Source organism: uncultured Legionella sp. (genome assembly GCF_937871865.1).
GTDB lineage: Bacteria > Pseudomonadota > Gammaproteobacteria > Legionellales > Legionellaceae > Legionella.
This window is the reverse complement of the sequence record NZ_CALMPD010000030.1, coordinates 1-11,563: the sequence shown is the minus strand read 5'-3', so window position 1 is coordinate 11,563 and position 11,563 is coordinate 1. Positions and strand designations below refer to the sequence as shown.

Sequence of the window (11,563 nt, the reverse complement as noted above, 5' to 3'; positions counted from 1 at the left end):
ATCCCCCATAATAGTGATTATTGTTTTATCTTCCATTCCTAATTGAGCATGCTTGAGATATGCTGCAAGCACCGCAGCTCCACCAACAGGTTCATCTTTGACAAAGCGTCCACTGCTGATTTGCCCATGGAAATCATTAATCCCCAATATTTTTATAGCGATTCGGGATGAATTAGGGGGGGCTGTATTTTGTTGCGCATGAATTATCGTTGGTATTATGCTTAAAAATAAAGCGATTGCTCTTATTGATGGTTTGCTCTTTATAGTGAACAGCATGGTTTATCTAATCCTTGAGGCAATAATAGCGACAGATTTCCTATCTGGATGAGGGGTAGGGCTTATTGTTGATAGTCTTTTGCACCAGCAATAATCAGTTTGTAAACCCGTTCACTGATGATACCCTGTTCAAATTTGGCACGAGCATCCCATGTCATTAATTGCCCCTTTTGACGTACCAGTTTACGTGTAGCTGAGGTTACATCATTTGGGTCGCCTTCCAGCAGAATATCTCTGACTTCTTCATCGAAAACCAGATATTCTCTCAGGGCAACGCGTTTTTCATCTACAGTGGGTACCAGCTTTTGCCAGATACAAAGTCTAATCGTTTCCAGAATATCAATGGTTCTTCCCAGGCGTTCTTCACCGGCAAAGGAGGTAACCAGACGGCGCATGGTTTCTGCAACACCTGAGGTATGTAGTGTGGTATAGACGGGGTGCCCCGTTAGCGCTGCTTCAAGAGCTGCACTTATTGTTTCAGCATCTCGACATTCTCCTACCATGATCAGTCGGGGCTTTCTTCTTAACGCATTTCGTACCCCGTCAGCAAAATTGGGTAGATGGCGTGGGATTTCAGATTGACTGACTACTGAAGAAACGGTTTCAATTTCATCATAAACGAATTCTATTGGCGATTCGTAAGTGAGTACTTTCCGGTTTGAATCAGCTGTTTCAATGAGTTCTCTAATAATCGATGCTAGTAATGTTGATTTACCCGAGCCGGTTGCGCCGGTAATGAACACTATTCCTTCTTGTGGTGCGATGGCTTCCAGAATATTATCGGGGAGCTGCATGCTACTCAGTTTGGGGGGGGTAGTGGGAATGGTTCTTAAGGTCAGCTGGATTGCATCATGTCCTTCTACAAGGCATGCGGTACCATTGACCCGGTATCGATAACGTACGCCACGATTAGGGCGAAATTCATAGTGAGTATCGATGTCTTTACCTGAAAGCAGCTGGGTTGTTGCGTTAGGTCCATAAATCGCGTTAATTAAATCACCTAATTCAGTATTTGATAAAGAGCGGTTGGTGATTCTCAGTAATTTCCCATAGACTTCTGCGTAAATTGGTTCGCCTGTCTGGATGGTAATATCCGAGGCATTTAAACTTTCGGCATGCTCCAGCATCCTATCCATAAATACTGGAGTAAATCGGGTCGGCTCATCAGGCATTAAATTAATATTGCTCATAATTTATCACTAATTAACTGGAGCTATGACTGGCTGCCAGGACTTGTTTGTTATGATAATTTTAGACTGATTGGCAATTTTTTCCATGTTTTTAAACTGTGCCAGAGCATTTTCATCTTTGGCAACAGCAGCCCTCCACTCACTACTGTTAATATTGAGGGCAGGCAATGCAGTAATTCTTAATACTCTGTCATCGATATGTATTTCAGATCCATCTCCGGTTACACCTAAATCAGTATGAGAGACATAAGGAGGAGATACCATATTCATTGCTAATAGTTTTCTATAGAGAATCATGCCGCCAAAATCTTCCTTGATGCGAGCGATGCTTTCTTCCAGAATGGTATTACCTTGTTGTATACCTTGTTTCCACCCTTTCTCAGTGTAGATACACCATATATCTCTTTCCGCTCTGGTTTTCGGGAGCAGAGTCGAGTTGGGGGCTTCCGGTTTGACGTAATCCATCCACAGATATTGGCGCCAGGTAGGAGGTGTAGTAACAAAATGAGCTTGTTTGGATACTTTATAAGTGCGGTCAGATACCCTGATGCTTTGCGCGTCAGCCAGATTCAAGGTGTTTCTGCCTTCGAGTAATACTGGTGGTAATATATTATGCTCGAGGATCAGTGAATTAAAATCGTAAATGGTATCCAGATTTCTGGCTTGCTTTATTAAGTCTTCATCAATAATTTTCGCACGCCACGCCAATCCTGCCTGAGCACCTAAACTGAGGGCTATTTCCTTTAGGGCCATTTCACGGATTCGTCCCATCTTTTTCTTGGTTTGCGCGCGAGTGAATTTAGCATTGCCCATTGCTTGAATACCGGCTAATGAACCTGTATCAGGCAATGGACCTCGAGATGTGCATGCTATCAACAACGCCGATAGAACAATGACTAAACTAGGAATAAATTTTGGCATAGCGCAACTCAACAACCTGACTGTTAGGGTATACGTGGATATTCGCTTTTCTACCGGCCTGGTAGTCAATATCACGAAGGAGTTCAGCAAGACTTACATCTTTGGTACTGAGGCTAATTAAAACGGGTATAGCAGGAGCTTGCCCAAGAACTCGTAATTTAAAATGGGCTGCTTTGGCTATACGAGCAGTAAGTTCTTCTATCGGTCCTGACCAATCCACGCTCGCTCTGGCTTGCATATTGTAAGCATTAGGTATGGTCAGAGTATTGTCTTTACTCGGTGGTATGATAACTTTTTCAATTCGAGCCATTTCCAGCATAGAATCGCTTACCGAAACAGCAGCCTCCGCCAGCTTAATTGTAGCATCATCACTGGGGTTATTTACCGGTGGTTTTCTTAATGTACCAGCACAGCCAACAAGCATGGCTGAAACAATAAACACTATGACCATCTTATTGTTCATTCAATGTTCTTTTATGTCTAGGAATATTAGTTTGATTGAAACAGGAGCACGGCTCCTTGTCAAGATATAGTTGTTCAGAGTCTCTGAAATAAACCAAATATGACTTGCCCTGCTTTTTTCATTTTTATTGGTTCCCAGAGCTGCTCATCAAGCTCAATAATCGTTGGTGATTCAATGTAAACAAGCCCTCCTTTTACGAGGAGTTGTTTTTGAACAATGATATCCAAACATTGAGGAATAAAGTCTTTGGCAAACGGAGGATCTAAAAATATAATATCGAACTGTTCTGTGCATTTGTGCAAGTAAGCTAAGGTATCTGTTTTTATTAGTTTTAGTATCGGGTTATTAAACTGGGTGATAATCTGATGCAGATTAGCATGAGCCAGAGGCGATTGCTCAAGAAACACCACCTTGGATGCTCCTCGTGAAAACGCTTCCAGACCAACAGCACCACTGCCTGCAAAAGCATCCAGGCAGCAGGCGTCTTTAATCTCTTTCATTAGCCAGTTAAACAGCGTTTCCCTGACGCGGTCAGGGGTCGGTCTTAGGCCTTCTACTTCGGGGAATTGAATTTTTTTTCCTCGGTATTGGCCACCTATAATGCGAATGATTTGTTTCAAGATTGTCCTACTGTAACGAGTAATAATTTATCGGGATTAACCTGCTCTTTAAATGCTTGCTTTATCTCATCATGAGTTACGGCATTAACCCGGTCAACATAGGTGTCTAAATAATTTTCAGGTAGTTGATAAAATGCCATACGAAGTAACAGGCCGGCAATAGTACGATTACTGCCTAATGACAGCGGAAAGCTTCCGGTTAAATATTTTTTTGCCGAGTCAAGTTCTTCTTCGCTGGGGCCATTGGCGATAAAGCGATTTAAAGTATTATGGGTTATATCAAGAGCATTAGCGGCCTGATCGTTTTTAGTGGATAAGCTGATGATAAAAGGGCCTTCTCCTGGCATGGGTACAAATTGGCTGTCTACTCCATAAGTTAAACCTCGTTTTTCACGCACTTCAACGGCTAATCGTGATACCAGAGCGCCGCCGCCCAAAATATAATTCCCAACGACCAAGGGGAAATAATTAGGGTTATGGTGGTCAATTCCTATCTGTCCCAATCGAACTACGGTCTGCGATGAGGGGAAGGGGATATTGATTTGTTCTGCAGTATTTAAGTGTACTGCTTTGGGAATGCTGCTAGCTGATTTTCCCTGAGGCAACTCATGAGTAATTTGTTCTGCTAATTGATGCGCCTGATTGCTGTCCAGAGCGCCTACCAAAACTAAAATTGCGTTATTGGCCACATAATATTGTTTATAGAAATCAATAACCTGAGTTCTGGTTATGTGACTTAATGTGGACTCAGTTCCATTTACCGGATGAGCATAAGGATGTTTTTGATACAAGGTTTGGAAGAAATTGACGCTTGCTACATCATCCGGCGACTCATCTACTTGTGCAATGGCCATCAGTTGCTGTTGTTTTTCACTTTTAAACGATTCAACAGGAAAATCAGGGTGATTTATTATTTGCGTAAATACTTTAGTTGATTGTTTCAAGGCATCTTTTTGAGTCAATGTTCTTAAGCTGAAAACCGTCATGTCCCTGCTGGTTTCAGTATTAAATTGAGCTCCTGTATTTGCTAAAGCCTCAGCAATGGTTGTTGCGTTCTTTCCTGAATTGCCTTGATCCATCAAGTGAGCTGTCAGGGCACTTAAGCCATAGTGAGAGCCGTCATAAGCTGAGCCTGCTGCGAAAGCGATGCTGATGTCCAGCATGGGTACTTCCATCGCTTTATAAAACACGACCTGTACTCCATTTTCAGTACGCCATTTTTCTGTCTTAAATGAATTTGAAAAAACATTCTGCGATAAAAGCATCATCAATGCCACAAGGCTTGTGTTGAAATATCTCATAATTTCGCCTCATCTGGATTAGTAGGCTTTAATTCGGCCTCTGTCATATTAGGTTCCTGAAAATAGCGTTGCGCAGTCTGCTGAATTTGTTCAGGCGTGATGCTGTTAATTGCCTGTGTATAATTATTTGTATTCTTCCAGCCAATACCTACGGTTTCAAGCAGGCCCAGCTCCATGGCCTGACCAAAAATCGAATCTTTTTCAAATGTTTTTTGAGCGATGATCTGATTTTTAATTCGTTGCAGTTCTTGCTCACTGACCGGAGTCTTTTTTAGAGCATTCAATTCTGCCATTAAGCCTTTTTTCAGATCGCTTATCTGATGATCTTGGCTGGGAGCGCCGTATACAATAAATTGGGTCTGATAACGTGCATAAAGGTTGTAATAAACATCGACACCAGTTGCAACATGACTTCCTCTGATCAGGTTTTTCGCAAAACGTGCGCCTTCACCAGAATCAAGTATACCGGCAATCAGCTCTAATGCATAAGGTTCCCAGGCATTTTTTGCCGTTGTAACACCAGGAACAGTGTAGCCCATCATGAATAAAGGTAATTTTGCTGGTGCTTCAATAATAATTGTTTTTTTCCCCAGGGCTGGCGGTTCTACCTGAGGTGTACGTTGAATAATGTTTTTTGAGGCTATTTTGCCAAAATATTGTTCCGCAAGAGCATGCACTTTTTCAGGGTTGACGTCTCCTACTACGACAAGTGTTGCATTATTAGGCGCATAATAGTTTTGATACCATTGCTTTAGATCATCCACTTTCATTTGTTGCAGAATGCTCATCCAGCCAATAACCGGATGATTGTAAGGTGCTGTCAGATGAGCGGTAGCCAGGAATCGTTCAAAGGCTAATGCCTGGGGATTATCATCGGTACGAAGACGGCGTTCTTCTTGAATCACTTTGATTTCTTTAGCAAATTCGTCGGCATCGAGCAGCAAATTATTCATTCTATCTGCTTCCAGTTCGAAGCTGGTTGCCAGTTTGGATGCGTCTATTTTTTCAAAGTAAGCGGTGTAGTCATTATTTGTGAATGCGTTTTCCTGGCCGCCTTGAGCGGCGATGGTTTTGGAAAATACGCCTAAGGGGTATTTTTTCGTTCCTTTAAACATCATGTGTTCAAGGGCGTGAGATACTCCGGTTAATTCACCGGGTTCATCAGCTGAACCTATGTTATACCAAATCATGGAAACTGCAATCGGAGCGCGATGATCTTCTTTTACTAATACTTTTAATCCATTATTCAATATATACTCTTGAACTTGGCTAAAGGTCTGGCAAGATAGTAACATAAATAGGGTGATGAGTAATTTGCGCATAAATTAACCTCAAAGCGAAAAAGCTGATAGAATTTCATATTTCTCGGGAATTGTACACTAAAATGATTAAATGGTTTAAACGAAATCAAAAGTCAGGGGCTTCAGAAGAGCCGGAACAGCAAAATATACCAGTAAATGACGATGAGGAGAAAATCCTTGAGTCAAATATTGAGCCGGCTGTTCAAGAGCCTGAACCGGCCAAAGAGGGGCTTTTTGCTCGCTTCAAACGTGGATTGAGTAAAACCAGGCATCAATTAGGCGATGGTATTGGCCGGTTGTTGCTGGGTAAAAAAGAAATCAGCCCTGAATTAATAGAAGAGCTTGAAACATTGCTCATCAGTGCTGATTTGGGCATAGATACTACTCAAGCGGTATTGAAGCAGTTAACCGACGGCTTGGAACGAAAAAAATTATCCGATGGTGATACCGTTTATCAAGCACTGAAACACCATTTGCAACAGATTGTTGGTCAGGAAAAGCAACCTTTCGTTCCTGAAACCGAAGATCATTCTCCTTTCGTTATCTTAATGGTTGGCGTTAATGGGGCTGGAAAAACAACAACTATTGGCAAATTAGCCAAGCAATTTCAGCAGCAGGGCAAAAAAGTGATGCTGGCTGCTGGTGATACCTTCCGAGCTGCTGCTGTGGAACAATTACACGTTTGGGGGGAGCGAAATGATATTCCCGTTATCGCGCAACATACAGGAGCAGACAGTGCTTCGGTGATTTTTGATGCTTTGCAGGCGGCCAAAGCGCGGAAAATAGACGTATTAATAGCAGATACGGCTGGACGCTTACACACTCAAAGCAATTTGATGGAAGAGTTGAAGAAGGTGAAGCGGGTATTGCAGAAAATAGATCCCAAAGCGCCTCATGAAACGATGCTGGTACTTGATGCCAGTATAGGGCAAAATGCACTCAATCAGGCACGTCAATTTCATGAGGCAGTTCAGTTGACGGGGATTACGATGACCAAACTTGATGGAACCGCCAAGGGTGGAATATTATTTGCCATAGCTAATGATTTGGGGATACCATTTCGTTATCTGGGTGTTGGTGAGGGCATAGAAGATTTACGGCCCTTTGATGCAGCGCAATTTGTCGGTGCAATATTCAATGATGATCACATTTGACCAAGTGAGTAAGCGGTACCCTGGAGGCTATGAAGCATTAAGCCAGGTGAGTTTTTCTATGGCGAAAGGCGAGATGGCTTTTCTTACCGGCCATTCTGGAGCAGGGAAAAGCACTTTGCTTAAATTGATTGCCTTATTAGAATGGCCGACCTCAGGCCAATTAATGGTGAACGGCCTGAAGTTGAATCAACTCAGAAAACGAGACGTTGCTGCTCATCGCAGTCATTTGGGTATTACATTCCAATCGCCGCATTTGCTTAATGACCGAACGGTATTTGATAATGTTGCTCTGCCTTTACAGATTCAGGGGATGTCCTATCCTATGATTGCTAAAAGAGTACATGCCGCTTTGGATATGGTGGGTTTGCTCAGTAAAGAAAAAATGCAGCCCTTGCATCTTTCTGGAGGTGAGCAACAACGGGTTGGGCTTGCTCGTTCTGTCGTTCATAAGCCGGCGTTGTTGTTGGCAGATGAGCCTACAGGAAATCTGGATCCTAAGTTATCTGCTGAAATCATGTCTATTTTTGAACAGTTCAATCAAGTGGGGGTAAGCATACTGATTGCCACCCATGATCTGGCGTTGATTGCACGAATGAAGCATCGAATTATGATGCTTAAGGGAGGACGGTTGTGTTAAAACGAACGCGATCACTATTTGTCTATCATGTACAGGCCGCAACTCAAAGCTTGAATTTATTATGCCGTAAGCCGTTAGGGACGATGATGACGGTCATCGTGATTGCTATTGCCTTGGCCTTACCGGCACTTTTCTGGGTCTTTACGGATAATCTTAGCCACTTAACGTCAGGATGGCAGCGTGGGGGCCATATTTCTCTGTATTTGAAACCCTCGTTGCCCCAGGCAGAGCAAATAAAATTACTGGAAAAAATTCGACAAATGGAAGGCGTTGGTCAAGCGACCTTAAAATCATCTGCAGATGGTTTAACCGAGCTGACCCAACAAGAAGGCATGCACGATATAATGCATTATCTTCCCGAAAACCCTTTGCCCTCCGTAATCAATATAGTACCGGCTCTTGCCATTGATTCACCTGCAAAAATGGACTTATTATCACGGCAGTTGAAGACCTTGCCAGCAGTGGAACAAGTGAAGCTTGATATGGAATGGATTAGTCGCTTGCATGCTATTTTAGGTTTTGCCGCGAATCTAGCCAAGGCGCTTATGGCCTTATTGGCTTTGGCGGTGGTTTTAATTATAGGCAATACCTTGCGTTTGGCTATCCGTAACCGCCAGGAAGAAATCCAGGTTTTAAAATTAATTGGTGCTACGGATGCCTTTATATTGAGGCCTTTTCTATACTCAGGGATCTGGTACGGGTTAGTGGGGGCTGTGTTCGCCGTTTTTTTAGTAAATATTTTTATCCTGAGTTTAGGACTTGTCGTAAATCAATTGGCAGTTGTTTATCAAATGCACTATCCGCTGACTGGATTGTCATTACGGCAAATCTTGCTACTTATAATATTTGCGATTATACTCGGGTGGCTAGGAGCTCGATTGTCGGTAAAAAGACAGTTAGCTGCTATAGAACCCTATAATTAATGTTATAATATAACCAGGGTTTGTTGACATGAGTGTGGATGACTGGAGGAAGTAGTATGAGTCAACAGTTACAACTTGCCGCAATGAATCTACCTGTTGGTAGTCTTGATTCTTATATTCATCGGGTAAATCAAATTCCGATGCTTACTTTGGAAGAAGAAATTTCTTGCGCTGAACGTTTTCATGCTGAAGGTGATATTGAAGCAGCCAGACGTTTGGTTCTTGCGCATTTACGCTACGTGGTTCGTGTTGCCCGAGGTTATCTCGGCTATGGCTTGCCCTTGAATGATTTAATTCAGGAAGGTAATGTCGGCCTGATGAAAGCGGTAAGACGTTTTGATCCTAAAATGGGTGTACGACTTGTTTCTTTTGCTGTTCATTGGATTAAATCAGAAATCCACGAATTTGTTTTACGCAATTGGCGTATTGTCAAAGTTGCTACTACGAAAGCACAACGCAAATTGTTTTTTAATCTTCGCCAAATGAAAAATCGTTTGGGGTGGTTTAGTGATGAAGAGGTCAATGCGGTTGCTGACGATTTGGGAGTGAGTCGCGCAGCTGTGCGGGTTATGGAAGAGCGCTTAAATGTTATGGACTCATCTTATGATGCTCCCGATGCTGATGATAACGATGATGCTTATAGAGCTCCAGAACGTTACTTGTTTAATGTGAATGATGATCCTGCTTTAATGCTGGAAAAAGAAGATACTGGCGATCAGAGCCGTGACAAACTGATGTTTGCCATGGAGCAGCTGGATGAACGCAGTCAGGATATTCTGCAGCAACGCTGGTTAGCGGAAGAAAAATTAACTCTGCATGATTTAGCTGAAAAATACGGTGTTTCTGCCGAACGAGTCAGACAGCTTGAAAAAAATGCCATGAAGAAAATTCGTCAGTACATGGAAGCTTAATTGATACTCAGAATAAATTGGCCTGATGCACATAAAGCATATTCCTCATTTGCTCCATGTAACTGTTAATTACATGGAGGTTCTCCCTTTTCGTTTTAAATTAACTATCGATGATAAGTCAAAATTCATTTTATATTCAAAATATAAATATTAAGCCTCTTACCGAAAATATGATTTACATAAAGCTGGTATTAAAGGCTATTTTCCTTTAATTAATGGCCGAGCATCTCTTTGTACGGGACAAAAAAACCAAAATAGCTTTTTTAAAAAAGAATAACTCGCTGATAGACTTCATATAATCTTTTTGTCTAGAAAAGGCGTTTATATGAAGTCTATCAGCGAGTTAGACGAGATTTTAGGGAAAGAATTGGCGTTTTGAAGAAACTCATATAATCAATCAAAAGCGAATAGAACGGCTTATCGCTTTACTGACAGTGGGGTTTGTTTGGGCGCATAAAATCAGCGAATGGAAGTCCTCTTTAAAATTCCATTAAAAAAAATTCGAAATCAAAAAAGACCTCAAAATAGCTTCTTTCGGTTTGGGCTAGATAATCTAAGGGATTTCCTTACTCAGTTCAAAATTAATCATAAAGCGCTTGCAATATATGCTAATTGTATTCGTTTAAAACCAAACGAGAAAAGCTTTTAAGTTTTTGTCCCGTACAAAGCGAGCATCTTCTTAAGTTGGATTTGTTAATATTAGGTTAATAAAGATGAATTATAATTAGGTTGTCCTAAATTAATTGTCAATATATTGATTTAGTTTTTACAAGATGAATGTCACTATTTTTAGGAGTCTTTATGAGTTCTGAAATTGATCAATCACTAGTTATTGAAAATTTAAATAGATATTTGGATTGGCATAATTTACCTGTAAGGATGAATAAAACAGGAATTTGCAATGGTTTGGCCACTGTTTATACGAAATATGCGCTTGAAGGAAGGTTAAACGAGTTCAGGGATATTTTAGTCAAAATCGCAACGATGACTTCAACCCCGGAATTTGATGATAAAATTAATCATTTTGCAGCAGAAGTTTCTTTAAGCTTTCTTCCTTCTGATTACAATAAAGAATTAAATCAGCTTCACTCAATTAATATGCTATCCATTGAAGGTAAGGGGCTACGATCTTCTTATGACTTCGCAATGACGACGAGTGATAGCAACTGGACGGAAATACTTGAAGGGTTAAAGTTGGGCAATGATGAAGCTATGATTGTAAGAAGTCTTAATCATGCAGTATCTATAAGTAAACGAGGAGGAAAATACATTATTTACGACCCAAATTATTCATCCGGTTTTAAACTATTCAAGAACGAAAATGAACTTATTCAGGAATTACATTACAATGTTTTTAGATATACAGGATTACTTGGAGTGGGAACTGATCGCCTGGGTTTAAGCGAGATGCTCAGTCCCGTTGCAGTACCGCTTGAGTTGTATGGTCCTTTAAGTATGCAAGTTCAGGTTATACGCCATCCCGACAAAGTAAATAAGCCAAGAGCATTCCCTGATATAGGAGAATTGCTTAAAAAATATCTTGACGTCAATCAGGTTGCTTTATCTTGTGCTGGGATATTGGGGGCCGCAAGTATACATTGGGCGATACTAATGAACGATAAACCTGCCTTAAGTCTAGCTTATGATAAAGGTTTCATAACAGAGGATCCGGTTTTAGCTGCAGCTATGGCCGCCGTATATAATGCAACAGAAGTGCTACCTGTTTTACTTTCCAAAATAACTGACCCAAAAGATAAGGAGCAGCTTTCAATAATCTATGAACGCACTTTAGCCCGTGGTTGTAAAGAATCTGAGTTATAGTCGAAAGTGGTGTATGACAAATTAAATTAGGTGGCGTATTCTGTT

The 11,563-nt window shown here is 41.3% G+C and carries 11 protein-coding genes and 1 pseudogene; 5 read left to right on the top strand and 7 right to left on the bottom strand.

The window, feature by feature from the left end; all coding sequences use genetic code 11:
- The 7 genes and pseudogenes from Q0495_RS01840 to Q0495_RS01810 form a co-directional block, all read right to left on the bottom strand.
- Positions 1-276 (bottom strand): annotated as a pseudogene (locus Q0495_RS01840) (bifunctional metallophosphatase/5'-nucleotidase); the annotation flags it as partial.
- Between the two features lie 62 nt (positions 277-338).
- The gene (gene dotB, locus Q0495_RS01835; RefSeq protein WP_298622448.1) at positions 339-1,448 is read right to left on the bottom strand and encodes a Dot/Icm type IV secretion system ATPase DotB; all 1,110 of its coding nucleotides are present in this window, start codon (positions 1,446-1,448) and stop codon (positions 339-341) included.
- Positions 1,449-1,475: 27 nt separating this feature from the next.
- On the bottom strand, positions 1,476-2,387 hold the full coding sequence (locus Q0495_RS01830; protein WP_298622444.1) for a type IV secretion system DotC family protein: 912 nt from the start codon (positions 2,385-2,387) through the stop codon (positions 1,476-1,478).
- Positions 2,368-2,850 carry a type IVB secretion system lipoprotein DotD gene (gene dotD, locus Q0495_RS01825; protein ID WP_298622442.1) on the bottom strand — a complete coding sequence of 161 codons (483 nt, stop codon included), beginning with the start codon at positions 2,848-2,850 and terminating at the stop codon, positions 2,368-2,370. Before dotD ends, Q0495_RS01830 begins: the two co-directional genes overlap by 20 nt.
- Positions 2,851-2,924: 74 nt before the next feature.
- Positions 2,925-3,470, bottom strand: coding sequence for a 16S rRNA (guanine(966)-N(2))-methyltransferase RsmD (gene rsmD, locus Q0495_RS01820; protein WP_298622440.1), 546 nt, complete (start codon positions 3,468-3,470; stop codon positions 2,925-2,927).
- Positions 3,467-4,771 (bottom strand): pitrilysin family protein, encoded by a 1,305-nt coding sequence (locus Q0495_RS01815; protein ID WP_298622438.1) that lies wholly within the window; start codon positions 4,769-4,771, stop codon positions 3,467-3,469. Before Q0495_RS01815 ends, rsmD begins: the two co-directional genes overlap by 4 nt.
- Positions 4,768-6,093 carry a pitrilysin family protein gene (locus tag Q0495_RS01810; RefSeq protein WP_298622436.1) on the bottom strand — a complete coding sequence of 442 codons (1,326 nt, stop codon included), beginning with the start codon at positions 6,091-6,093 and terminating at the stop codon, positions 4,768-4,770. Before Q0495_RS01810 ends, Q0495_RS01815 begins: the two co-directional genes overlap by 4 nt.
- Before the next feature lie 62 nt (positions 6,094-6,155).
- On the opposite strand from Q0495_RS01810, the gene ftsY reads away from it, so the two are divergent.
- From ftsY to Q0495_RS01785, 5 genes are all read left to right on the top strand, one after another.
- Positions 6,156-7,226, top strand: coding sequence for a signal recognition particle-docking protein FtsY (ftsY, locus tag Q0495_RS01805; protein WP_298622434.1), 1,071 nt, complete (start codon positions 6,156-6,158; stop codon positions 7,224-7,226).
- Positions 7,213-7,863, top strand: coding sequence for a cell division ATP-binding protein FtsE (gene ftsE, locus Q0495_RS01800; protein WP_298622445.1), 651 nt, complete (start codon positions 7,213-7,215; stop codon positions 7,861-7,863). The genes ftsY and ftsE overlap by 14 nt, the downstream gene beginning before the upstream one ends.
- Positions 7,857-8,786, top strand: a complete 930-nt coding sequence (gene ftsX, locus Q0495_RS01795) for a permease-like cell division protein FtsX (protein WP_298622433.1) — start codon at positions 7,857-7,859, stop codon at positions 8,784-8,786. The genes ftsE and ftsX overlap by 7 nt, the downstream gene beginning before the upstream one ends.
- 56 nt (positions 8,787-8,842) lie before the next feature.
- Positions 8,843-9,697 carry an RNA polymerase sigma factor RpoH gene (gene rpoH, locus Q0495_RS01790; RefSeq protein WP_298622431.1) on the top strand — a complete coding sequence of 285 codons (855 nt, stop codon included), beginning with the start codon at positions 8,843-8,845 and terminating at the stop codon, positions 9,695-9,697.
- An 801-nt stretch (positions 9,698-10,498) separates the two neighbouring features.
- Positions 10,499-11,518, top strand: a complete 1,020-nt coding sequence (locus Q0495_RS01785) for a hypothetical protein (protein ID WP_298622429.1) — start codon at positions 10,499-10,501, stop codon at positions 11,516-11,518.
- The last annotated feature ends 45 nt before the right edge of the window (positions 11,519-11,563 follow it).